Source organism: Dactylosporangium maewongense (assembly GCF_039531485.1).
Classification (GTDB): Bacteria; Actinomycetota; Actinomycetes; order Mycobacteriales; family Micromonosporaceae; genus Dactylosporangium; species Dactylosporangium maewongense.
In genome coordinates this window covers 136,005-159,108 of record NZ_BAAAQD010000024.1, presented here as the reverse complement: position 1 = coordinate 159,108, position 23,104 = coordinate 136,005, and the positions used below count along the sequence as shown (strand labels likewise).

At 70.8% G+C, this 23,104-nt stretch carries 17 protein-coding genes and 1 tRNA gene; 8 read left to right on the top strand and 10 right to left on the bottom strand.

Features of this window, described 5'->3' with window-relative positions; translation table 11 throughout:
• Nucleotides 1-74 precede the first annotated feature (74 nt).
• The 3 genes from ABD332_RS44575 to ABD332_RS44565 form a co-directional block, all read right to left on the bottom strand.
• The gene (locus ABD332_RS44575; protein WP_344510386.1) at nucleotides 75-1,214 is read right to left on the bottom strand and encodes an NAD(P)/FAD-dependent oxidoreductase; all 1,140 of its coding nucleotides are present in this window, start codon (nucleotides 1,212-1,214) and stop codon (nucleotides 75-77) included.
• A 911-nt stretch (nucleotides 1,215-2,125) separates the two neighbouring features.
• Nucleotides 2,126-2,998: an RNA polymerase sigma factor SigJ gene (sigJ, locus tag ABD332_RS44570; RefSeq protein WP_344510385.1), complete on the bottom strand. Its 873-nt coding sequence runs from the start codon at nucleotides 2,996-2,998 to the stop codon at nucleotides 2,126-2,128.
• A gap of 4 nt (nucleotides 2,999-3,002) precedes the next feature.
• Nucleotides 3,003-3,365 (bottom strand): VOC family protein, encoded by a 363-nt coding sequence (locus tag ABD332_RS44565; RefSeq protein WP_344510384.1) that lies wholly within the window; start codon nucleotides 3,363-3,365, stop codon nucleotides 3,003-3,005.
• A 113-nt stretch (nucleotides 3,366-3,478) separates the two neighbouring features.
• Between ABD332_RS44565 and ABD332_RS44560 the strand changes: the two genes are divergently transcribed.
• Both ABD332_RS44560 and ABD332_RS44555 read left to right on the top strand, forming a co-directional pair.
• Nucleotides 3,479-6,718 carry a DUF4132 domain-containing protein gene (locus tag ABD332_RS44560; protein ID WP_344510382.1) on the top strand — a complete coding sequence of 1,080 codons (3,240 nt, stop codon included), beginning with the start codon at nucleotides 3,479-3,481 and terminating at the stop codon, nucleotides 6,716-6,718.
• 417 nt (nucleotides 6,719-7,135) lie between these two features.
• Nucleotides 7,136-7,618, top strand: coding sequence for an SRPBCC family protein (locus tag ABD332_RS44555; RefSeq protein WP_344510380.1), 483 nt, complete (start codon nucleotides 7,136-7,138; stop codon nucleotides 7,616-7,618).
• Here the strand turns inward: ABD332_RS44555 and ABD332_RS44550 are convergent.
• Nucleotides 7,586-9,649 (bottom strand): GTP-binding protein, encoded by a 2,064-nt coding sequence (locus tag ABD332_RS44550; RefSeq protein WP_344510378.1) that lies wholly within the window; start codon nucleotides 9,647-9,649, stop codon nucleotides 7,586-7,588. The two genes, ABD332_RS44555 and ABD332_RS44550, sit on opposite strands and share 33 nt — an antisense overlap.
• Nucleotides 9,650-9,874: 225 nt before the next feature.
• On the opposite strand from ABD332_RS44550, the gene ABD332_RS44545 reads away from it, so the two are divergent.
• The 4 genes from ABD332_RS44545 to ABD332_RS44530 all read left to right on the top strand — a co-directional run bounded on the left by ABD332_RS44545 (nucleotide 9,875) and on the right by ABD332_RS44530 (nucleotide 14,747).
• Complete coding sequence (locus ABD332_RS44545; RefSeq protein ID WP_344510376.1) at nucleotides 9,875-10,693, top strand: MerR family transcriptional regulator; 819 nt, start codon at nucleotides 9,875-9,877, stop codon at nucleotides 10,691-10,693.
• A gap of 82 nt (nucleotides 10,694-10,775) precedes the next feature.
• Nucleotides 10,776-13,040 (top strand): TerD family protein, encoded by a 2,265-nt coding sequence (locus ABD332_RS44540; protein WP_344510374.1) that lies wholly within the window; start codon nucleotides 10,776-10,778, stop codon nucleotides 13,038-13,040.
• Nucleotides 13,041-13,168: 128 nt separating this feature from the next.
• Nucleotides 13,169-14,302, top strand: coding sequence for a hypothetical protein (locus ABD332_RS44535; RefSeq protein ID WP_344510372.1), 1,134 nt, complete (start codon nucleotides 13,169-13,171; stop codon nucleotides 14,300-14,302).
• Between the two features lie 10 nt (nucleotides 14,303-14,312).
• Nucleotides 14,313-14,747 (top strand): hypothetical protein, encoded by a 435-nt coding sequence (locus ABD332_RS44530; protein WP_344510370.1) that lies wholly within the window; start codon nucleotides 14,313-14,315, stop codon nucleotides 14,745-14,747.
• On the opposite strand, the gene ABD332_RS44525 is transcribed toward ABD332_RS44530, so the two are convergent.
• A complete protein-coding gene (locus ABD332_RS44525) occupies nucleotides 14,744-15,328 on the bottom strand; it encodes a hypothetical protein (protein WP_344510368.1) in 585 nt (194 codons plus the stop codon). The genes ABD332_RS44530 and ABD332_RS44525 overlap by 4 nt on opposite strands.
• 563 nt (nucleotides 15,329-15,891) lie before the next feature.
• Between ABD332_RS44525 and ABD332_RS44520 the strand changes: the two genes are divergently transcribed.
• On the top strand, nucleotides 15,892-18,159 hold the full coding sequence (locus tag ABD332_RS44520) for a DUF8189 domain-containing protein (protein ID WP_344510366.1): 2,268 nt from the start codon (nucleotides 15,892-15,894) through the stop codon (nucleotides 18,157-18,159).
• 67 nt (nucleotides 18,160-18,226) lie between these two features.
• Here the strand turns inward: ABD332_RS44520 and ABD332_RS44515 are convergent, their stop codons facing one another.
• On the bottom strand, nucleotides 18,227-19,000 hold the full coding sequence (locus tag ABD332_RS44515; protein ID WP_344510364.1) for a hypothetical protein: 774 nt from the start codon (nucleotides 18,998-19,000) through the stop codon (nucleotides 18,227-18,229).
• A 289-nt stretch (nucleotides 19,001-19,289) separates the two neighbouring features.
• Here ABD332_RS44515 and ABD332_RS44510 point away from each other — a divergent pair, with 289 nt between their 5' ends.
• On the top strand, nucleotides 19,290-19,877 hold the full coding sequence (locus ABD332_RS44510) for a dihydrofolate reductase family protein (RefSeq protein ID WP_344510362.1): 588 nt from the start codon (nucleotides 19,290-19,292) through the stop codon (nucleotides 19,875-19,877).
• An 85-nt stretch (nucleotides 19,878-19,962) separates the two neighbouring features.
• Here ABD332_RS44510 and ABD332_RS44505 read toward each other — a convergent pair whose 3' ends face one another.
• The 4 genes from ABD332_RS44505 to ABD332_RS44490 all read right to left on the bottom strand — a co-directional run bounded on the left by ABD332_RS44505 (nucleotide 19,963) and on the right by ABD332_RS44490 (nucleotide 23,017).
• A complete protein-coding gene (locus tag ABD332_RS44505; protein WP_344510360.1) occupies nucleotides 19,963-20,970 on the bottom strand; it encodes an RNA polymerase subunit sigma-70 in 1,008 nt (335 codons plus the stop codon).
• Between the two features lie 358 nt (nucleotides 20,971-21,328).
• Nucleotides 21,329-21,400, bottom strand: a tRNA-Arg gene (locus tag ABD332_RS44500).
• A 44-nt stretch (nucleotides 21,401-21,444) separates the two neighbouring features.
• Nucleotides 21,445-22,032 carry a DUF305 domain-containing protein gene (locus ABD332_RS44495; RefSeq protein ID WP_344510358.1) on the bottom strand — a complete coding sequence of 196 codons (588 nt, stop codon included), beginning with the start codon at nucleotides 22,030-22,032 and terminating at the stop codon, nucleotides 21,445-21,447.
• Between the two features lie 43 nt (nucleotides 22,033-22,075).
• Entirely contained in the window at nucleotides 22,076-23,017 is a 942-nt protein-coding gene (locus ABD332_RS44490) for a thioredoxin-like domain-containing protein (protein WP_344510356.1), read from the bottom strand.
• Between the last annotated feature and the right edge of the window lie 87 nt (nucleotides 23,018-23,104).

Sequence of the window (23,104 nt, the reverse complement as noted above, 5' to 3'; positions counted from 1 at the left end):
CCCGCCCACCCCGCTTCCACCTCCGCTCGTTCTCCCCGCCACGTTGCCCGCCTCCGCGGCTGTCGGAGTCTGTCTCAGCCGCGGGAGGAGAGGGCGGCGGCGGGGACGGTGAGGTGCTTCGACAGCCGGTACGACGGCAACGGGCTCCTCGTCACCAACTCCTTGTAGACGACCGCGGCGCGACCCTTGAGGAACCAGCGCCGCGGGGTGTCGTCGGGCCGGGTGAACTGGATGACGGCGTCCCTGCGGCCGAGGGACACCGGCTGGTGGATGTACCCGAACCGGAACGGCTTGGCCGGCTTCCCGGCGAGCACCCGCGCGATGCTGTCCGCCGCGTGCGCTCCGCTGGGGATGCCGCTCTGGCAGGTGCCGTGGATCGTGCCCCACCGCTGCGTGATCGCCGCGGCGTCACCGATCGCGACGATGTCCGGGTGCGACACGGACCGCAACGTCGCGTCCACCACGATCCGCCCGCGCCCGTCCACGGCGATCCCCGCCTCCGCGGCGAGCGGCGACGCAGTGAACCCGGTCGTCCAGAGCGTCGCGTCGGCACCGACGACCTCACCGCCGGCGAGCTCGACCCCGTCCGGCAGGACCTTCGTGACCTCGACCCCGGTCCGCACACCGACACCGAGCCGCCGCAGCGCCCGGTCGAGATGCGCCCGCGCCCGCGCCGACATCATCGAACCGGGCACGTCACGGCTGAGCAGCAGCACGCGGGCCGCCGGGTGCCGCTCGGCGATCTCCGCGGCAGCCTCGACGCCGGTGAGCCCACCGCCCACCACCGCGACCGTCGCGCCCGTCCGCGCGGCGAGCAGGTCCGCCAGCCGCGCCGCCGATTCGACGGAGTTCAGCGTGTACGCGTGAGCCTCCGCCCCAGGCACCGTCCCGGTCTGCGCCACACTGCCGATCGCGTAGACGAGCGTGTCGTAGCCCACGACCCGCCCACCGACGCTCACCTCCCGCCGCCCGGGATCGACCCGCTCCGCCCACCCCTGCACGAACTCGATGCCAGTGCCCCGCAACAGCTCCGGAATCCCCACCTCCCGAACGACCTGCCCACTGGCGACCTGATGCATCCGCAACCGCTCGGCGAACCGCTCCGACGGATTCACCACCGTGACGACGACCCCGAGCCGCCGCGCCCTGCGCGCCACACGAATAGCGGCGATCATCCCGGTGTACCCGCCGCCGAGGACAACGATCCGGTGCATGCCCGGCTCCCTTCTGGCTTTCGCGCGCCCGCCGTGCCGGCCGCGCATCACCCCCAGGACGAGCCACTCCACCGATCCGTGAGCCGCCCCGACAGTGACGCCGCTCACCCACCCCACCCTCCGCCGGACCGGACTGTCCAAGGCCCGCCTCACCGGCATCCGCGCCCGGCACCCGGCTCAACACAGCGGAGCGTCCCCATGCCACTCGCGAACCGACACCGGGCCGGCACTCACCGGCACCGGCAGCCCACCCAACGCACGCCGCACCACCCCCGCCGCGCCGCCATCAGGCGCGGTCGCAACCACCTCACCACCGCTGCCGGGCCACCGCTGCCGGGCCACCGCCAGGTGCGGTCGTCACGCCGCGCCGTCATCGGGCGCGGTCGCCGCTGCGGCACTGCCCCTGCCACGCTGCCACCAGGTGCGGTCGTCACCGCCGCGCCGTCACCAGGTGCGGTCGTCACCGCCGCGCCGTCACTAGGCGCGGTCGCCGCTGCCGCACCGACCCTGCCAAGCCGTCATCGGGCGCGGTCGCCGCTGCGGCACTGACCTGCGGCACTGCCCCTGCCACGCCGCCACCAGGTGCGGTCGTCACGCCGCGCCGTCATCGGGCGCGGTCGCCGCTGCGGCACCGCCCCTGCCGCACCGCCACCACGCGCGTCACCTCCACCGCACCAACCCGATCGCGCCGTCATCAGGCGCGGTCGCCTCCGCCGCGCCATCCAGCGCGACGACACCCACTCACCGCTCTCCGTCTCGCCTGCGCCACTGCCGAAGCACTGCATGACCCGGTTCTCGTTGCGATGCGTCACACGGCACCGGTGTCACCTCGCAACGTCCGTCGTTCGTCGGGCGCGCAGGATCGCCTCCGAACGTGCCGGGGCCTTCCCGCAACGGCGCGGACTGCCTCCTCATGTCGCTGACGGCAGTGGTGGGATGCCGGAGAGCTTCTCGGGGTTGCTGACCAGGTGGATCGAGTGGACCAGGCCGTCGACCAGGTGCAGGAACACGGCCACGGCCGGCGTCCCGGCGGAATACACGACGATGGCGGGGCCGCCGTTGAGCTCCTCGACGGCGATGCTCGGCGCCTCGGGCAGGCGGCCGGCGAACGTCAACAGCGCCCCCGCCACCAGCTCCAGCCCCGCGATCACCTTGCGCGGCGCAGGTGCCAGGCCGCCGCCGTCGCTGACCAGCTCGACGCCGGGGGCGAGCACCTCGACCAGCCTGCGCAGGTCGCCGCCGGCGCAGGCGGCCAGGAACCGCTGCGTGACCTCGGTCCTCGTCGCCAGATCGGTGTCATACCTGACGCGATGCTCCTCGACGTGGGCGCGGGCCCGCGCCGCGGTCTGGCGGACGGAGACCTCGCTCCGCCCGACGAACGAGGCGATCTCCGCGTGCGAATAGCCGAACGCCTCGCGCAGCACGAACACCGCCCGCTCCAACGGCGACAGCGACTCCAGCACCAGCAGCATCGCCGTGGACACCGAGTCGGCCAGGGCGACCCGCTCCGCGACGTCGGGGCTGGTCAGCATCGGCTCGGGCAGCCACGGCCCGACATACTGCTCCCGGCGCGCCTGGGCGCTGCGCAACCGGTCGATCGCCAGCCGGGTCGTCACCCGGACCAGATACGCCTCGGGGTCGTCGACCGTCGCCGGGTCGACGGTGCTCCACCGCAGCCACGCGTCCTGCACGACGTCCTCGACGTCGCCGACCCGGCCGAGCACCCGGTAGGCGACGGCCTTGAGCCGGCCGCGGTGCTCGTCGAAGACGTCTGCCGGGATCATGGCGTCACTGCTGCAGCACGGACAGGATGTTGCCGGCCGGGTCGCGGAACCACGCGATCAGCGGGCCGCCGGCACGATGGATGCCCTTGGCGTCGGTGGTCTCATACTGCTCGAACGTCACGCCCCGCCGGATCAGCTCGTCGACTGCGGCCTCGATGTCCTCGACAGGGAAGTTGAGCACGGTGAACGTCGCCGGCTGATGATCGGGCTTCGGATAGATCAGCACGTCCTTGTCCCCGGCGAGGCGCAGGTGCAGCATGCCGTGCTCCTCGTCGACCGTGAGGCCGAGGGTCTCGCTGTAGAACCGCTTGGCGGCCGGGACGTCGCCCGTCGAGAACCCGCTGAACGCCTTCGAATCCGTGAGCATCGTTGCCCCTTCCGTCTCGATGCCTTGTTCCTACCATGCGGGTACGACGGTTTCCGTCCAACGTTGATCAGCGGGCGGGCAGTTTTGTCGGTGGTCGTGGTTAGTGTGACGCCGTGACCAGATGGACCACGCCCCAGGCGTCCTCAGCCCCGCTGGAGTGGACCCCGCCGCAGCCGCCGCCGCTCGTGTGGCGCGACGGGATCGCGGTCAGTCCCTGGCTGCGGTCGGTCCTGCATCCGCGCCGCGGCGGCATCGCGACGGACATCAGACCGCTCGCCACCGTGAAGGAGGCATGGGCGGGGCTGCGCCGTGGCGTGTGGTCGGAGGACGCCGCGATCCGCGAGCGCGGCAATCCGTCCAGGGTCTGGGAGCTCGTCACCTCCTCGGAGGCGCAGGAGCGCGCGACAGGGCACCGGCTGCTGGACCACGAGCACCGGGTCGGCACCGCCGCCGAGGACCGCGCGCTCGTGGAGGCGTGCCGGGCCAGGTTCGAGTATCTGTCCGGCCCGGTTCACGACTGGCTCGCCGACTTCCTCGTCGCGGCGCACGGCCTGGTCGAGGGCTGCCGTCGGATCCTCGGTGGGCTGCACGTCGAGCTGCCCTATGTCGGTGTCGGGGTCTTCGGGCGGCTGCGTGAGCTGCTGGTCCTCGCCGACGAGCCGACCTATGCGCAGGCCCGTGACGCGCTGCTGGAGGTCCGCGACAAGAAGGCCGCCGAGCACACCGGCAGCATCCGCGCCGACCTGTTCTGGGCCACCTCGTTCCTGCTGCCGCTGGGCCCCCAAGCCGGCGAGGAGGAGCGCGGTGCGCATCGCGACGCTTTGCGGTATAGCGGCAGATTCGGCAACGTGGACGTCCATGCGTCCGGGCTCGCCGCCGGCGACCTCGGCACGCTGAAGAAGCTCCTCGCCGCCAACGACAAGGCTCGGTGGGAGTTCTTCAGCACGGGCGGCGGCCGGGCCTATCTCGCGAGCGTCCTCGACATCGCCGGCGCCGCCGCGGGTCCCGTCATGGCCGCGATGAAGCCGGCGTATCCGTTCGAGGACCACGCCCATCACAACGGTATGTGGTGCAGCCTGCTGGCCCACATCGACGACGACGCGGCGCGCGAGGCGCTGCGGCGGGAGCGGGAGGCCGGGCACCCGTGGGCGACGCTCGACCCGCTCACCGACCCCGGCGCGTTCGAGCCCGGCCGCGATCCGGCGACCGAGATGGTGATGCCCGACGGCGTCCCCTGCGACTACCGGCCGCCCGCCGCGGCGCATCCGGTCTGGTTGGAGCCCGCGGTGCCGGTCGAGCCCGAGCTGCGCTGGCGTGACGAGGAGCGGGAGGCGGCCGAGGGGCTGGGCGGCGACGACGGCTCGGTGCGGTGGGACGGCGTGTCGATCAGCCGGTGTGACACGGCCCAGGTGACGGCGTGGCTGGAGCATCGGGAGCACTGGGCGCTGCCGACGACGCTGCCCATGCTCACGCTCGCTCCACTGTGGACACATGAGCGGCTGATGGCGCTCGGCTTCGCGCAGCACTACTACCACGTGCGGTTCACGCTGCCGCTGCTGCTGGCCCGGCACGGCGTCAGCCACGTCGCCCCGCTGCTCGCCGCGTTCTCCGACCGGGCCAGTGTGGAGCACGCATTGGAGGCCGCGCAGCCAGTCGGGCACGTCGCGTTGATCGCGCCGGTCGTGCAGGCGTTCGCCGGCAAGAAGCTGCGCCGCCCCGCCCGGTCCTGGCTGCTGCGCCATCCCCGGCACGCCTCGGCGGGCGCAGTCGCGCTGTGGTCGGCGACGCCGGCGGACACCGCGGTCGGGCGGGTCCTGCGGTATCTCGACGCGCAGGGCCACCGTCCGCTGCTGCTCGCGCAGGCGGGGGAGCGGGCCGACGACCTCGTCGCGCTGCTCGACAAGGACCCGGTCACGTCGGTGAAGCTGCCGCAGTACGTGACAGCCACGCCGCTGCCGTCCCTCATCGCCACTCTCGATGGCGCCGTCGCCGACCCTGACACGGTCGAGCATCTGCTGGCCAGGCTCTCCGTCTGCAACGCCGACGAGGTGCATCCCGCGGTCCTCGCCGCCCGTGACGCGTGGACGGCGGGGTCGCGGGCGGCGTTCGCGCAGGAGCTGTTCGAGCGGTGGCTCACCGCGGGTGCGCCCGCTCCCGACGGCTGGTGCATGCAGGCCGTCGGGCTCATCGGCGACGACGCGGGCGCGCGCCGCATCGCCGCGCTCGCCAAGCACTGGCCGGGGCAGGGCGCGAGCGCCCGCGCGCAGGCCGCCCTCGACGCGCTGCGGCACCGCGGCACCGACGCGGCGCTCATCGAGCTCAACCTGCTCGCCGAGAAGTCCAGGTTCCCCGTGTTCAAGAGCGTCGCCCGCCAGCACATCGAGGCGATCGCCGACCTGCGCGGCCTCACCTCCGACGAGCTCGCCGACCGGCTCGTGCCCACCCTCGGCCTCGACGACGACGGCGACACGGTCGAGACCGACGCCGGCACGTTCCGGATCGTCTTCGACCACCAGCTGCTGCCCGTCGTCCGCGACGCGACCGGCCGGGTCCACGCCGAGCTGCCCAAGCCGGCCCGCGGCGAGGACAAGCAGCGACACAAGAAGGCCAAGGACCGCATCACCGCGCTGCGCAAGGAGGCCCGCGCGTCGGCGTCGCTGCACGTGTCGCGGCTGGAGCGCGCCATGTGCACCGGCCGGCGCATCCCGGCCGCCATCTTCCTCGACCGCTTCGCCACCCACCCGTGGATGAGCCACCTCGCCCGGCGGCTCGTTTGGGGAGTGTTCGAGGACCCGATGCCGACCGCGACGGCGGGGGAGGAGCGCGGTGGGCTGGTCACGACCGTCCGGGTCGCCGAGGACGGCACCCTTGCCGGCGTCGACGACGAGCCCGTGCTCCTGCCGGCCGGTGCGGCGCTCGGTGTGCTGCATCCGCTGCAGTTCCCCGAGGGCGGGCTGGCGGCGTGGGGTGAGGTGTTCGCCGATTACGAGCTGCTGCAGCCGTTCGAGCAGTTGGGGCGGCCGGCGTACCGCGTGACGGACGAGGAGCGGGGCGCGCGGGCGATCGATCGCTTCGAGGGGCGGAAGGTGACGGTCGCGGTGCTGCGTGGTCTTGAGCGGCACGGCTGGACCCGCTGGTATGACGCCGTCGTGCAGATGGCCAAGCCGATCGGCGGGGGCGTCTACGCGGTGCTCGACACCGAGCCCGGCTGGCACGCCTCCGACACGGTCGACTCCGCACCGCCGCAGACGGTCGCCGACCTGGTCTTAGTTCGCGCCGACGGCAGGACGTTCGGGGACCTGCCGCCGGTCGTCTTCTCGGAGCTGATCCACGACCTGCGGGTGGTGACCTGACCGGTCGGTGGCTGGCGGCGACGGGTTGACGGCACGACCCTGCGGGTGGTGACCTGGCCGGTCGGTGGTCGGCGGTGGCGACTCGAGCAAGACGGCCTGCGGGTGGCGACCTGGTCGTTGGTGGCCGGTGGCGATGGGTTGAGCGGCACGAAGTCCGGGTGGTGACCTGTCTGGTGAGCGGCCGGTGGCGACTTGAGCAACATGGCCTGCGGGTGATCTGGCCGGTTGGTGGTCGGTGGCGACGGGTTGAGCGATAGGACCCTGCGGTGGCGACCTGACCGGTCGGTGGCCGCCGGGTGGCGACTTGAGCGACACGACCTGCGGTGAGTGGCCGGCGGTGGCGACTTGAGTGATCGGCCGCGCGGGGCGGACTACCCTGACCGGGCCCGGTTCGAAGAACGGATGGGGAGCTGAGAGATGGCTGACGAGGTCGTCGAGAGGATCACCGTCGGCGTGGCGCCGGAGGTGGTGTTCCGGGCGGTGGCGGATGTGCGGCGGATGGCGAGGCACAGTCCCGAGTGCTTCGGCACCTGGGTGCTGACGCGGTCGCCGGGGCGGGTGCCGCGGCGGTTCGTCGGGTTCAACCGGCGCGGGGCGTATGTCTGGTTCACCACATGCAAGGTGGTGGCGGCGGAGCCGGGGGTGGAGTTCGCGTTCGACGTGACGACGTTCGGGATGCCGGTCGCCCGGTGGGGGTTCCGGCTCGCGGGGGTCGAGGGCGGGACCGAGGTCACCCAGTACTGGATCGACCAGCGGGTTCGCGGGGCGATGGTCCTCGGCAGGATCTTCACCGGGAAGGCCGCGAAGACGAGGCCTGAGGACAACCGGGAGGGCATGCGGATCACCCTGGCCCGGTTGCGGCAGGAGTTAACCGACGGGGCCGGTGGCGACGCGGCGTGAGACCCACAGCAGGTACTCCTTGCGGTTCAGGGGGTTGTGGTCGGAGCGGGGCCTGACGGGCGGCGTTCCGTGGACGGGACGGTGGTGGTCGAAGGCGTACTCCAGGACTCCGAGGCCGTGGCTGATGCCGGGCAGGCGGCGTTCCAGATCGCGGATGCGCGCCGCCGGGATGGTGCCGGTCACCTCGCACCAGTCGCGGCGCTGGTCCTGCGACGACGGCACGGCGCCGAGCTTCGACAGCAGGCCGAGCACCACGCCCGTGGTGGAGGCCGGGATCTCGAGATGGAAGCGGTGGACCGGCTCGCAGATCCGCGTGCCGGCCTGGCGCAGCGCGCGCATGAGCACCAAGGGGGTCAGCTTGCGGTAGTCGGCGGCGGAGCTGCCGGGCGCCTGGTAGCCGGACGTGGTCATCGTGACCCTGGCGCCGGTGACGTTCCAGCCGTGCAGGCCCTGGCGGAGGGTGTCGCGCACGTACGAGGACATCGCGGCCTCGAAGTCGGCGGCCCTGTTGTAGACGTACATCGGCATGGACTCGACGGGCACGTCCAGGTGGAACTCGACACCGCGGTCGGAGGGTTCGACGCGCAGGCCGACCGTGGCGAGGAACGGGTTGTCCGGCGCGCCGAGCAGCTCCACGGCGGAGCCGGTGCCGGCGACCTGCTCGACGTAGACGATCGTCGACTCGCGGAAGTCGACCAGCACGCCGTACTCCGCGGCGAGCGTCGCCTCGATGACCTCCTTCTGGACCTCGCCGTACAACGAGACGGCCAGCGAGACGCCCGGCGAACCCGCCGCCGAACCCGACGGCGAACCGGCCCCCGAACCCGACGCCGAGCCCGACGCAGAGCCGGACGGTGCGTCGGACGGTGCGTCGGACGGTGCGTCGGGCGGTGTGTCGGGCGGTGTGTCGGACAGGCGCAGGTCGATCAGGGGGTCCTGCTCCGCGAGCTGGGCGAGCGCCGCGTGCAGGCGGGCGCGGTCGCGTGGGTTCCGGGGCACGACGACGGTCTCCAGCGTGGGAGGCGCGAAGAGCTGGGCCGCGCCCGCGCGCGGCGGGTCCGCGCCGATGGTGTCGCCGATCCGGACGGTTCTGAGGCCCCACAACTTGCCGATCTGGCCCGCGGCGACCGACCCCACGGGCACCGCGGTGCCGCCCGAGGGGATGCCGATCGCGGTGACCTTGCCTGCCGGGAGCTGGTCGCGGACGTGGATCGTGCCGGCGAAGAGGCGGACGTACGCGATCTTCTCGCCGGCCGGGCCGCGCTCGACCTTGAACACCGTCGCGGACAGCGGGGCGCCGGGGTCGCCGGTCGCCGCGGGCAGGATCGTGGCGAGACCGGAGACCAGCGCGTCGACCCCCGCGCCGGTCGTCGCCGAGCCGAAGTACACCGGGTGGACCAGCCCCGCCGCGGTCTGCCGGGCGAGCTCGGGCTCCAGCCGTACATCGGCCGCATCGTGCACAAAAGCGGCCATGGCCTGCTCGTCGTGCTCGGCCAGGGCCTCCGCCAGGCGGGCGGTGCCGGGCTCGAAGGCGGCGCCGGGCGTGCCCAGGCCGGTGGGGCGGCCCATCGGGGCGAGCGCGGGCGTCAGCATGGCCGCGAGGTCGGCGAGGAGGTCCTCGTGCCGGGCGCCGCGCCGATCGATCTTGTTGACGAAGATCAGCGTCGGTACGCGCAGCCGCCGCAGTGTCCGCATCAGGATCCGGGTCTGCGCCTGGACGCCCTCGACCGCGGAGACGACGAGGACGGCGCCGTCCAGGACGCGGAGCGCGCGCTCCACCTCGGCGATGAAGTCGGGGTGCCCGGGCGTGTCGATCAGGTTGACCGTGACGCCGCCGACGGGGAACGACGCCACCGCGGACTTGATGGTGATGCCCCGCTGCCGTTCGAGGGCGAGCGAGTCGGTCTGCGTGCTGCCGTCGTCGACGCTGCCGATCCGGTCGATGACACCGGCGCGGAACAGCAGCCGCTCGGTCAGGCTGGTCTTACCGGCGTCGACATGCGCGACGATGCCGAGGTTGAGGATGGTCATGCAGGGTCAGGCCTCCAGCGTCGATGACTCCCTTCCGGATGGACGTGATCCCTGCGCGCATGTCCGCTCCTCGAGTCCTCGACGTGGTCCTCGCCCCATACTGGCTCAACCGGCCGGCGCACGCACCGGCATTTCCGCCGCCGGCGGCGCGGCTTGACCTTGCCCCTTGGGCAGGGCCGACCCTGAATCGCGCCGGGCGGTCCGCCCGGCCCGGAAGGAGCGCAGGTGGACGAGGAGCTGCTCACCATCGGGGTGTTCGCACGGCGGTCGTGGCTCTCCCCGAAGGCGTTGCGGCTGTACGAACGGCAGGGCCTGCTCCTGCCCGCCGCCGTCGACGAGCACAACGGCTACCGCGGGTATCGCGAGGAGCAGCTGGAGACGGCCAGGCTGATCGCCCGGCTCCGCCGCCTCGACATGCCGCTCGCGACCGTCGCCGCGATCGTCGCCGCCCCCGACCCGCGGACGCGGGCCGGCCTCCTCGGTGACTACTGGGCCGCCCAGGAGCACGCGACGGCCGTCCGCCGTGAGCTCGTCACCCACCTGCGCAGCCGGCTGCTCGACGACCGGGAGAGTCTCACCATGTACGAAGTCCAGGTCCGCGACGTGCCCCGACAGACGGTGCTGACCGAACAGCGGCACGTGAACGCCCAGGAGCTGCAGGCCTGGATCGACGAGGCCATCGGCCGCCTGCTCAAGGCCGCCACCGGTCACGGCGACGGCATGACCGGCCCCTGCTTCATCGTGTACCACGGCGAGGTCAACGAGGACAGCGACGGCCCCGTCGAGATCTGCCTGCCGGTCGACCCGTCCGGCCCCCTGGACAGCGCCGTCCGCGTCGAGCCCGCCCACCGCGAGGCGTTCACCCGCATCATCAAGGCCCAGGTCGCGTACCCGCAGATCCTGTCCGCCTTCGACGCGGTCGCGCAGTGGGTCGCCGCCCAGGGCCTGCCGGTCAGCTCCTCACCCCGCGAGGTCTACTTCGCCGACTTCGGCGCCGCTGCCCCGTCGGACGAGGTCTGCGACGTCGCCTTCCCCCTCGTTTGATCCGCCTGTACGGAGGTTGATCCGCCTGTACGGATGAGGTGTCCACTACGGGCGGTGGTGGGCACCTGTCGGCCAGTGATCGATGGCCCATCGGTTGCACGTGATCCGCTCTTCAGCGATGTTTGCGCATGCGTGGTTCCGTCGTGGCAATTCGCTGCTCGATACTGCCGGGATGGACGCCCGGAGCATCACCAAAGGCGCGAATCTCGAACTTCCCACCGACACGACTGGATTGCAGATCGTCGTCGGATGGCAGGATTCCGAGAACGAGCGAGCAATCGACGCATCCGCATTGTTGCTGGCCGGTAGGAAGGTCCGCTCGGACGCTGATTTCGTCTTCTACAACCAGCCGACCTCGGCGGACGGGTCGGTGCGGCATCTCGGTGCGAGCGTCACCGAGGGCGGTGTGGAGGAGCGGATCGCGGTCGACCTCGAGTCGGTGCCCGGGGATGTCGACACCATTGCGATTGCCGCGAGTCTCGACCGGGGCTCGTTCGGTGAATTGAGCGGAATGCATCTCGTGGCGCTGGACGACGGGGGAGCGCCGATCGTCCGGTACGACATCACCGACGCCACGGTCGAGACGGCATTCGTGTTCGGTGAGGTGTACCGGCGTAACGGTGCCTGGAAGTTGCGTGCGGTCGGCCAGGGCTGGGACACCGGCCTCGCCGGCCTCGCGACCGACTTCGGCGTCAGCGTCGACGACGAGTCGGCGCCGGACGCCGCGGACCTGCCGGCCCCGATCCTGGACGAGACGACGTCCGTGCTCGAGGAGACCGGGACGGAGCTGCTGGACGCGCCCGGCGCGGACGACATGGACGCGGAGCTGCTGGACGAGACGACGTCCGTGCTGGAAGAAGCCGTGGACGTCGGGGACTTCGTGGACGACGCGGGCGCGGACGCGGCCATGCCTGGCGAGCCCGAGCCGCCGCTCGAAGAACCGGTGCCCGTGGCGCCCGCCGGCGCCGCTCCGGCGGCCAGCCGGGCGAAGACGGTGCGCACCAGACAACCCCGGACCACCAGGATCATGCCGCCGGTGCCCGCCCTGGCCGGCGGCACGAACTGGCCGGCGGCCCGGCTCTTCTCGGTCGCCGGCGTCGGCGCGGCCGAGGAGCAGGAGAAGCGGGCCACGTCGGCGCTGCTGGCGACCATGTACGCCGTCCGCCCGTTCGCCCGCGGCATCGTCGCCCGGCTCGGCGCCCCCGCGGGCACTGTGGAGACGTTCGCCGAGGTGCAGTTCGAGCTCGCCGACCGCAAGGTCATCCCGGACGGCGTGATCAGGGTCGCCCGCGGCAGCCGCCTGTGGACGTGCCTGCTCGAGGTCAAGACCGGCACCTCCCAGCTGCGCCGCGACCAGGTCGAGAAGTACCTCGACGTCGCCCGGATCCGTGGCTACGACGTGGTCGTCACGCTGTCCAACGAGATCGCGCCCGGCGCCGGCGAGCACCCCGTCGACGTGGACAAGCGCAAGATCCGCAAGGTCGGGATGCTGCACCTGTCGTGGGCCGAGGTCCTGCAGGAGGCCAGGATGGTGCTCACGCACCGCGGCGTCGAGACGCCGGTCCAGGCGTGGATCCTGGCCGAGTTCATCAAGTACCTGGAGCACCCCCGCTCGGGCGCGTCCGGGTTCGACGACATGGGCGCCGCGTGGGCGACCGTCCGGGACGCGGCGGTCGCCGGCACGCTGCGGGCCGCCGACCGTAAGGTGCCCGCGGTCGCCGACGCGTGGCTGCGGCTGGTGCGGTTCCTCTGCCTGCACCTCACCGCCGAGCTCGGGGTCACCGTCACCAGCCCGCTGCCCCGCCGGCTCGCCGTGGACCCGGCCGCCCGGCAGGCCGCGGTCGTCTCGAAGCTCGCCGTCGACGGCGTCCTCGACGCGACCTTGAAGATCCCGGGCGCGGCCGGGCTGGTCACCCTCGCCGCCGATGTGGGGCGCGGGCAGGTCAAGGTGTCGGTCCAGGTCGCCGCCCCGAAGGAAGGCAGCTCGCAGCGGCGGGTGTCCTGGCTGCTCAGGCAGCTCGACAAGGCCCCCAACGACGTCGTGGTCGAGGTCGGCTTCACCGGCCGCACCGAGACCACCTGCGAGCGGCTCGGCGACGCCCGGGCCAGACCGGCAGTCCTGATCGTCGACCGGGCGCTGGACATCACCACCTTCAAGCTCAGCCGGAGCACCCCGATGGGCGCCAGGCGGTCCGGCGTCAGAGGGGCCTTCGTGCACAGCGTCATCACGGCGCTCGACGCCTTCTACGGCACCGTCGTGCAGGGCCTCAAGCCGTGGCCGTCGCCGGCGCCGCAGCTGCCGGAGGAGACCGTGTCGGAGGCGGCGGCACTCGACGACCTCACGTGAGGCGCCGCGACCGCGTGGCTGAGTGTGACGCGGTCGCGACAGTGCGAATTGTCGGGCCCGCGCGGACCGTACCGGCGACACAATGGTCTATGGCAGGCTGATGCCGACCGTGTGGGGGAGGAGCGCGCATGGCCGTCGCTGACGGGCTGCTCAACGGCACCGGGGCGCTGCTCTTCATCGCCGCCGCGATCGGGTTCGGCCTGGTGTGCGTCATCGCGTGGGAGTCGCGGGCGCTGTTCCTCACGCCGCTGGGCTGGGTGCTGCTGCCGATCGTGGTGGCCGCCTGGTTCGGCGGCGCCGCCGTCATCGGCCTGCCCGCCGACGTGCTGCTCGGCCACAGCGACGCCGGCGCGATCTGGCCTGGGCTGGTCGCGTCGCCGGTCGTGGCCCTCGTGCTCGGCCGCCGCTTCCGCACGCCCGGCGGAAACAGCGCGGGCCAGATCTTCGTCCGCGCCGGCATCCTGCTCGCGGGCTGCGTCGCCGCCAAGTGCGTCGCCTACGCGCTCGGCTTCCGGGTCTTCGACTTCTGGACCGGCGGCGCCGTGACCCTGGGCGCGCTGGTGGTGTGCATCGCCGCCTGGCAGTTCGCGGACATCGACGGCGTCGTGCACCTGTTCGTGCGGGCCGGGGTGGTGCTCGCGGCCGTCGGCCTGGTCGGGGCGTGGGCCGCCGTCAACCACGTGCCCGTCGCCGGCAACCCCCGCACCGCCTCCACCACCACGGTGGCGATCATGCTGCTGACCCTGCCGCTGCTCGCCCTCGCCGCCGCCGTCCTGACCATCGCGGTGCTGCGCCGCTTCCGTCCCGACGTGGCTCCGCGGCCGGCCCGCGACCCGGCCGTCCGCGTGCCCAAGACGCACGAGGTGTGGAACGCGTTCGTGACCTTCGAGGAGGACGACGAAGGCAAGGACCGCCCGGTGCTGGTGCTGAGCGCCGACACCGGCGGCGCCGACGTGCTCAAGATCACCAGCCAGGACAAGTCGCGCTTCGACGACTACTTACCCCTGCCACTGGAGCGGTGCCGCGGCGTGCTGAGCAAGGAGAGCTGGCTGGAGCTGCGGCCGACCCGGGTGCCGCTGGAGGAGTTCCGCAGCTACCGGGGGCTGTGCCCGCCGTGGATCTGGGCCGAGCTGCGCACCCGCGGCCTGATCACCGCGCCCTCGTCCACCGTCAAACGGCCGGCCGCCGTCAAACGGCCCGCGGCCGTCGTGGGTCAGCGGCCGGCGCCCCGCTCGTTCCTCGCCCGTCTGCGCAACCGGTGAAAGGCCGTCCATGGTGACCGACGCCGATCTGGAGGACTGGGCCGTCGGCTCGCGGAAGAACTTCGCCGCGGTCGCCGAGCTCGTCGGTGCCCCCGCCGACGAAGCCGAGCGCGACCCGGTCTCCGTCGTGCCGTTGCTGCAGGTGTACGTGAACCGGCTGCCCCTGACGGAGTTCCAGGCCGACGACTGGGTCACCCTGCACGCCGACCTCGTGTCGTTCGTCGCGCGCGTCATGGCGGCCCGCCTCGGCGCGGCCTGGGAGGTCCGGCCCGCACCGAACGCGCCGCGCGGCTACCGGTACGTGCTGAGCGCCACCGACGCGCAGGGCGCCGTCCACGTCGTCGACCCGTTCCAGGTCGTGGCGATGGAGTTCCGGCAGCCGCGGATCGAGATCGCCCGCATGCTCGCCACCGCCGAGCTGAACCTCGGCGTCCCGGACCGTTAGCCGAAGGTCACCAAGCCCGACAGCATCTCCTTCACGTACCCGCCCGCGGCGTCCGGCTCGCCGCCGGTGAAGACGAACCCGACCGTCAGCTGATCCGCGAACCAGAGGCAGGCCGACGAACCGGCGCCGCTGCCCGTGATGGCCACGCAGTACGCCTGACCGCCGATCAGCCCCGGGTCGACCGGCGACGTCGTCCCGGGCGTGCCCGGGGTGATCGTCAGGGCGCCCTTGACGAACGCCGTGAACAGCTCCTGCGCCGAGTCGAACCGGATGTCCTTGCCGGTCCCGCCCCAGATCGCCGCGGTGATGCCGCCGTTGTCGTACTGGGCCGCGAACGGCTCGTCGATGAGGCTGACGGTGCCGGCGGCGCTCAGCTTGTCGGCGAGCTCCTGACTGCTCGCCTTCTTCCACGACCCGACGGTCGCCGGCGCCGTCAGGCGCAGCCGCTTCTCGCCGCCGCCACCACCGGCCGTGCTCGCCGCGGAGGCGGTCGCAGCCGGCTCGTCGTCGCGCGTGAGCTTGTACGCGACCGTCACCGCCGCCGCGAACAGCAGGACGACGGCGACTGCGACGATGCTCACAATCAGCGCCGTACGGTTCTTGGCGGGCGGCGGTGTCCACTGTGGCTGGTGGAATTGCGCCGGTCCGTATTGCGGTTGTGGCTGACCGTACTGGGCCTGCTGCGGTTGACCGTATTGCGGTTGCCCGTAAGGCGTCTGCCCGGATTGCGGCGGCTGTGGCTGCCCGGATTGCGGCTGCTCGTACACCTGCTGCGGCGGCAACGGTGAAGGCGCGGCCGGCGGGTAGGGAGGCTGCTGGGGCAGGGAGTGGGATGGATCGGACATGCTGCGCTCCTAGGCCGGACGTCGGGCGAAGCATACGGTCAGGATCAAACCGCCGGGGATCCTCGCCGCCTGGCTAACACACGGCTAGTCCCTTCGTCCGATCTTCACGACATGAACACCCGAACGGGGTGGCCGAGAACGGGGTCGTCCACTTAGTCTCTCCATATTCCGATCACCCTTCTGGCGTGAACCGTCGATGTCCGCCGGGTGATCCTCATGGGGAGGGAATAACCATCAACACAAAGGGCAAGGAAAGGGCTGCGTATGGACGGCTCGTAAGCCGGCCGCGGCGCTGGGCGATGGTGGGCGTCTCGACGCTCGCCGCCGCGGGCGTGGTGCTCGTCTCGGGCACGCCGGCATCGGCGGAGGTGGTCAATCCTCCGCGGGGCGAGGTTCTCGGCGACGCGAACCAGAGCCTGGCCGGTGGCTACATCGTTCAGCTGAAGGGCAACGCCTTCAGTGGTCTGAACACGTCCCAGGCGAAGGCCAACGTCTCCAGCTTGGCCAAGGCGCTGTCGTCGCGCCACGGCGGCAAGGTCACCAGCGAGTACAGCGTCACGCTGAAGGGCTACGCGGTCAGCGGTCTCTCCGAGGACCAGGCCGCGCGTCTGGCGGCAGACCCGTCGGTGGCGTCCGTCTCGCGCGACGTGCTGCTGCACAAGGCGGACACCCAGAACAACCCGGTCTGGAACCTCGACCGGATCGACAGCCGCGGCCTGGCGAGGAACTACCAGTACACCTACCCGAACACGGCGTCGTCGGTGACGGCGTACGTGATCGACACGGGCCTGTACAAGGAGCACGACGAGTTCGGCGGCCGGGCTTCGTGGGGCAGGAACTTCGTCGACCGGGCGGTAAGGAAGATCGCGAACACGCCGGCGAACACGCCCGAGCACGACGCGCCGGACAACGCCTCAGACTGTGACGGGCACGGCACGCACGTGGCCGGCACGCTCGGCGGCACCACGTACGGTGTGGCCAAGCAGGTGAAGATCGTCGCGGTTCGCGTGCTGGACTGCTACGGCTACGGCTTCAACTCCGAGGTCCTCAACGGCGTCGAGTGGGTCACCGCGAACGCGGTCAAGCCCGCCGTGGTCAACATGAGCATCGGTGCCTCGGGCATCGTTGCGACGCAGGACGAGGCCGTCGCCCGGTCGATCGCGTCCGGGCTGACCTACGCGGTCGCCGCCGGTAACGGCGACGACGAAGGCAACCCGCTCAACGCCTGCAACTACTCGCCGTCGCGGGTTCCGGCGGCGCTGACGGTCGGCGGTTCGTTCGTGTATTCCGGTAACGGGCGCGAGTACCCGATCGTCTGGTCGAACTACGGACCGTGCGTGGACATCTTCGCGCCGGGCTACGACATCACGTCGGCCTGGATCTACGCGCCGAGCTCCACGAACACGATCGGCGGCACGTCGATGGCGTCTCCGCACGTCGCCGGCGCGGCTGCCCTGATCCTGCAGGCACATCCGGACTACACCCCGTCGCAGGTGCGTCAGGCGCTCATCCAGAGCGCCACGAACGGTGCCCTGGACATGTACGGCAACTACCCGCCCTACGCTGCGAGCAGCACGGCGAACCGGTTGCTGTACATCCGTCAGAACGACCCGCCGAGGATCGCGTCGAAGCCCGTTGGCATCAACAACCAGCGTTTCGGCACGACCGAGGTGTACGGGCGCACGACCGACAACAAGATCGTGTACGCGTACCGGGCCGGCAGTGAATGGTCGGACTGGTCTGACCTGGGTGGCGACACGCAGGGTGACCCGGCTGTGCTGTACAACCCGACGTACGGCACCACTGAGGTGTACGCGCGTCTGGCGAACAACCACCTTGCCTACCGTTACTACTCCAACGGTTGGTCCGGGTGGAACGACCTCGGGGGCGAGCTGGCGGGTAACCCGTCCATCTTGTACAACCCGAAGTACGGCACGACGGAGATCTATGCCCGGTTCGCTGACGGGACGCTGAAGTACAAGTACTACGCCAACGGCTGGTCCGGGTGGTCCGACCTCGGTGGTCAGATCGCCAGTGACCCGGCGTTGCTGTACAACCCGAAGTACGGCACGACTGAGGTGTACGTCCGTACCACGGACAACAAGCTGAAGTACAAGTACTACAACAACGGCTGGTCCGGCTGGGTCAGCCTCGAAGGGAACGTCTCCGGGAACCCGGGCGTCATCTACAACCCGACCTACGGCACCACCGAGGTCTACACCCGCACGTCGACCAACACGCTCGCCTACCGGTACTACTACAACGGTTGGGCGGACTGGATCGACCTCAAGGGCAGCCTCGCCAGCGACCCGGGCGTGATCTACAACCCGCGCTACGGCACGACCGAGGCGTACGCCGCGACCGCTGGTGGCCAGACCCAGTACGTGTACTACTACAAGGGCTGGTCCGGCTGGAACAACATCGGCGGCGCAGCTGTCTCCGCGCCTTCGGTGCTGTTCAACGTGTCGAACCGTTCGACGCAGGTCTACACCCGCTCCGCGGACAACCACGCGAACTTCGCGGAGTACAACAACAGCTGGGCCTCGTTCATCGACATCTCGGCCTAGCCCACACAGCACCAAAACCGCCCGGCACCCCCGGTGGAAGGGGGGCCGGGCGGTTCCTTTTCACCGGTCACTCCTGCATCGTCGCCCACCGGCAGCCGCGCGACTCCGCCTGCGCCGTCGTGGCGTACTCGACGTTGAAGCGCCGGGTCGGCGGCGCCGCGTCACCGGGCCCGTCGCGGAACAGCACCACCAGCCCCCGCAGCGAACCGTCACCGCTGACCCGGATGCAGCGCTCGGTGTCCTTCAGGAACTCCAGCGACAGCCACCGCGAGATCGCCGAGATCCTCACGCAGCAGACCGGCGGCACGGGAGTCGGAATCGGCATGGTGGCGTAGTCCGCGACCAGGAACACCCCACCCGGCGTGTCGGCCGAGATGATGAGGTCCTGCCCGATCTGCGTCTGCAGGTCGTAGATCGTGCCGAGCATCGCGTACCCCTTGGCATTCGTGCTCGCCGCGACGAACCGCGCCGGCGAATTGAACGGATGCGGCGTGATGGTCCCCGCCGACTGCCGGAAAATGATCTGGTACGCCGGACTGCCGCTGTAGGTCGTCGTGTTGGCGGTGTACGCACCCAGCGGCAGGTAATGGTTGTTGAGCGCGATGAAGTCCATCCGGGCGCCGGCCTGTTCACTGACCTGCGTCGACCCCGTCTGCGCCAGCCGCACCCCGGCCCGCGTGATGCTCAGGTCCTCGTCACCCCCTTGGTACGGATGCACAAAGACCACATTCCACCGCGGCACCGTCACGTTGAAGCTCCACGTCCACGGGCTGAAGGTGTTGTTGGGAACATCTGGAGTCAGCGCCAGCGCGGCCTGCGCGGCCGAGGGCACAGCCCCCACGACAAGCAAGGAACACAACCCAGCAAGCACCACCCGCCCCAGCCACCGAACCCTGACCGTCATCGATCCTCCTCGAAGTCCATCGAACCTCAAGCGGACCACGCACTCCCCTCGGCGTGACAGGTCACTCGCCGATACAAAAACCGGTCATCCCCGAGCCGACCCGAACTCCGATGCGGTTGGCTGGCCATGTCTGCGCGGTGACCTTGTGTCTGGCAGCAGCGCGCACCGATGAGGTTTTCGCGCAGCGCCCGTCTGTATGTAGAAGATCGACTTTCGAGAGGCTGGCATGATGCGGAAACTGACCTTCGGCATGAATGTGACCCTGGACGGCTACATCGCCGCGCCCGGCGACGACCTCGGCTGGAGTGGCGGTGAGGGACCGGACTCGTCGCCGAGCGACGAGCTGTTCCAGTGGTGGTCCGACCGGGTGGGGGCGACGGGCCTGGCGCTGTATGGGCGCAAGCTGTGGGAGGCGATGAGTTCCCACTGGCCGACCGCCGACCAGCGGCCCGGCGCCACACAGGCGGAAATCGAGTACGCCCGCCGCTGGCGGGACATGCCGAAGGTGGTGTTCTCCTCGACGACCAGCACGGTCGACTGGAACACCCGCCTGGTCACTGGCGACGCGGTCACCGAGATCACCCGGCTCAAGACAGAGGACGCCGGCCCGATGGACATCGGCGGCGCGACGCTTGCCGGGGCGGCCATGCGGGCCGGGCTGATCGACGAGTACATGCTGGTCACCGTGCCGGTCCTGGTGGGCGGCGGCACGCCGTTCTTCACCGCGCTGGACAGCTGGGTGAACCTGAATCTCGTGGAGACGCGGACATTTCCCGGCGGCGTCCTGCTGACCCGATACGAGACGAGGCGATGAGCACGGGCCAGTTGCTCGGCTCGTGAGGCCGGGTTCGTCGGGCATCGAGATGCCCCGCCGGCAACGCCGGCGGGGACTTGTCTGATCACAGTGTCGGGGGCAGGTCCAGCCATGGTTTGTCGGTGGCGTCGAATCCGGTAAGCTCGGCGATCTTCCCGTTGACGACGTGCAGGACCGCGATGGCGAACAGCCGGTACTCCGGGTCGTCAGGGGTGCGGAGGTACAGCGCGGCGGCGGGCATGCGGTTGACCGTCGTGGCGATGCAGCGCCAGTCGTCGTGGCCGGGCTGGAAGAGCCCACCGGAGACCCAGCCGTCCACCGCGTCCTTGGCCGTGACGACCGAGGTGCCCGCCTCGGGCAGCATCACGAAGCGCAGGTCGTCGCGCAGCAGGGACATCAGCCCGTCGAGATCGTTGCGCTCATGGGCGTCGATGTACGACTTCACCACGCCGCGCTCGTCATTCGACAGCTCGTGGGCGGCGGGGCTCCGCCAGTCGAGGCGGCGGTCGGGCAGCTGCTCGCGCATCGTCACGCGCGCCCGCTGCAGCGCGCTGGTCACCGATGCGATGGTCAGATCGAGGGCGTCGGCGGCCTTCGACGCCGGCCAGCCGACGACGTCGCGCAGAATGAACACCGCCCGCTGCCGCGGCGGCAGGTGCTGGACGGCGACGATGAACGCCAGCTCGATCGTCTCCCGCGCCACCACCGATTCCTGCGGGTCCTCGGGGAGCATCCGGTCGGGGTACGGCTGCAGGTACAGCACCTCGGAGCCGACGTCCGCCAGCCCGGACGGCACGGGCGTGCGATCGTTACGCTTCTCCAGGAAGTCAAGGCAGACGTTCGTCGCGATCCGGTACAGCCAGGTCCGCAGCGCAGCGTGGCCCTTGAACGACTCCCGCTTGTTCCACGCTCGCAGGAACGTCTCCTGCGTCATGTCCTGGGCGTCCTCGTAGTTCGCAAGCATCCGGTAGCAGTGCACCTGCAGCTCACGCCGGTGGCGCTCCGTGATGAGCGCGAACCGCGCCGTATCGCCTGAGCGAGCCACTGCGATGAACGAGGCCTCGTCAGCGCCCAGCGGTCTAGCGTCGGTCATGGTCACCAATCCTTCCACCGGTGCGGTGCGAGAGGGCTACCAGAACCGACGACGTGGCGGAGGAATTCTGATCGGTGAAGCCGCTGACACCGGGGCGTTCGTCAGGGCGGATGGGTCGGGTCGAACCAGGGTAGGTGCTCCAGGTCAGACACAGGCCGCCGTAGTACCCGATGACCAGTGGATTCGCCTGCCTCCGGCGTAGGTCCCTGCCCCTGGCCCTTGGGGGCGTATTGGGGCGGACCGTCGATCATGGCGGAATTAGCCGGTGACAGCCGGACATATGAGCGAAGCCCTTGACCGCAGAACTGCTGGTCAAGGGCTTCGTTTCTTGGCTGGTCACTCGCGCTTTTGCGCTGTGTGCCCCCGGCAGGATTCGAACCTGCGCCCCCGCCTCCGGAGGGCGGTGCTCTATCCCCTGAGCTACGGGGGCCTTGCGGCCTCGCAAAGGATAACAGACCGCCTGTGGCTCCTGAGTCAGGAGGGGAGGGGTTGCGCTCCCAGGTCTTGGAGTTTTTCGGTGAGGGCGGTGATGTCGTACTGCTGAGAGACGCGGATCTTCTCGGCGGCGTCGCGGACCTCGGTGGTGGAGGCCTTCTTGGCGGCGGTTTCCGACATGTGGATGCCGCCCAGGTGGTGGCGGAGCATGAGCTGGCACCAGAGGGTGTCGAAGTCCTTGCCGGTGGAGGACTTGAGCTTCTTGAGCTCGTCGTCGGAGGCCATGCCGGGCATGCGGCCGTCCGGCTGGAGGGCGTTCTTGCCGTCGGGCATCCAGGCCATGGGGGCCTTGTCGCTGTTGGTGGACAGGTGCCACTCGTTGAGCCAGGTCTGCATCTGGCCGATCTGCCACTGCTGGCTGAGGGCCATGTCGTAGCCGAGGGTGCGGATGTCGTCGGTGGAGCCGAGGCGGTAGGCGAACATCGCCATCTCGACGGCCTGGGTGTGGTGGAGGCTCATGTCGCGGGCGAAGCCGGCGTCCACGGAGTCGTCGCCGGGGGCGCGCAGCGTCGGGATGAGGAACCCGACGCTGACGCCCACGACGAGGAGGAGGACGGCGCCGAGCACGCCCAGGGTCAGGCGTGCTCGGGCCGTGAGTTGTGCGAACAGGTCAGCCGCCCGAGGTCATTCCGGTGCCGCCGCCGTCCTTGCCCAGGTCGCGCGGGGTCGTGCCGGTTTCGGTGATGATGTCGCCCTGGGAGCACGGGGTGCCGGGCTCGAGGCTGGCGTTCTGCCGCAGGGCCTTGATGAACTCGTCGATGCGGCCGTCGCTGGCCTTGTCGACCTGGAGCTGGAAGCCCCACGCCTGCAGGGAGATCGGCTTGGCCTGGCCCTCGTAGGGGCTCATGAGCAGGTAGTCCTTGCCCTTGACCTTCTTGGCCAGGGCCTCGACCTGGTCGGCCGGCAGGTTCGGCTGGTACGTGATCCAGACGGCGCCGTGCTCCAGGGCGTGCAGGGCGTGCTCAGTGGCGATCGGCGCCGCGTAGACGTCGCCGAGGCAGCGCTGCCAGTTCTGGTTGTGGTTGCCGGAGACCGGGGGGTTCGCGATCGACAGGTCGTACTTCTGCGGGCCCCACACGTGGTTCCGCTGCTCGGTGTACTCTTTGTTGATCTTGAAGTAGTCCTTGATGCCGTCGATCCGGTCGGCGCGCTCGCGGACGGTCAGCCCGTTCTCATTGACCTGGTAGACGGCGAAGCCCACGATGCCGAGGGCCAGCAGGCCGACCACGGAGAAGAGGATGATCGGGCCCCAGGCGGCACCCTGCTTCACCTTCACCGGGGCGACCTTCTTGGCCACCGGGCGCTTGCCGGTGGGGGCCGTCTTGCGCGGCGGGGCGGACTTGCGTGGGCTCGCCTTCTGCTTGCCGGAAGCCGACGTCGTGGTCGACTCCTTGCCGAGCGAGACCGGCGCGTCCTCCTCCGAAGCGGCGGCGGCCGCCTCGTCGAGGTCGTCCTCGATGGCCTCGTCGCCGCCCTGCTTCGGCTTGGCGCCGGCAACGGGCCTGGTCGACGGCTTGCGGTTGCCGCCGCCGTGCTGGGTGCTCATGCTCATGTCGTCGCCTCGCAACGCTCAGCGTGGTGCTCGCTCATCGGGCCTCGTCTGGTCAACGGTCGGGGGTCGGGCGGGACGCGCGGTCGG

Excerpts from the sequence above, each read along its gene's own strand:
- ABD332_RS44575 (WP_344510386.1), bottom strand. The coding sequence starts at position 1,214 with ATGCACCGGATCGTTGTCCTCGGCGGCGGGTACACCGGGATGATCGCC.
- sigJ (WP_344510385.1), bottom strand. The coding sequence starts at position 2,998 with ATGATCCCGGCAGACGTCTTCGACGAGCACCGCGGCCGGCTCAAGGCC.
- ABD332_RS44565 (WP_344510384.1), bottom strand. The coding sequence starts at position 3,365 with ATGCTCACGGATTCGAAGGCGTTCAGCGGGTTCTCGACGGGCGACGTC.
- ABD332_RS44555 (WP_344510380.1), top strand. The coding sequence starts at position 7,136 with ATGGCTGACGAGGTCGTCGAGAGGATCACCGTCGGCGTGGCGCCGGAG.
- ABD332_RS44550 (WP_344510378.1), bottom strand. The coding sequence starts at position 9,649 with ATGACCATCCTCAACCTCGGCATCGTCGCGCATGTCGACGCCGGTAAG.
- ABD332_RS44540 (WP_344510374.1), top strand. The coding sequence starts at position 10,776 with ATGGCCCATCGGTTGCACGTGATCCGCTCTTCAGCGATGTTTGCGCAT.
- ABD332_RS44535 (WP_344510372.1), top strand. The coding sequence starts at position 13,169 with ATGGCCGTCGCTGACGGGCTGCTCAACGGCACCGGGGCGCTGCTCTTC.
- ABD332_RS44530 (WP_344510370.1), top strand. The coding sequence starts at position 14,313 with ATGGTGACCGACGCCGATCTGGAGGACTGGGCCGTCGGCTCGCGGAAG.
- ABD332_RS44520 (WP_344510366.1), top strand. The coding sequence starts at position 15,892 with ATGGTGGGCGTCTCGACGCTCGCCGCCGCGGGCGTGGTGCTCGTCTCG.
- ABD332_RS44510 (WP_344510362.1), top strand. The coding sequence starts at position 19,290 with ATGATGCGGAAACTGACCTTCGGCATGAATGTGACCCTGGACGGCTAC.
- ABD332_RS44505 (WP_344510360.1), bottom strand. The coding sequence starts at position 20,970 with ATGACCGACGCTAGACCGCTGGGCGCTGACGAGGCCTCGTTCATCGCA.
- ABD332_RS44490 (WP_344510356.1), bottom strand. The coding sequence starts at position 23,017 with ATGAGCATGAGCACCCAGCACGGCGGCGGCAACCGCAAGCCGTCGACC.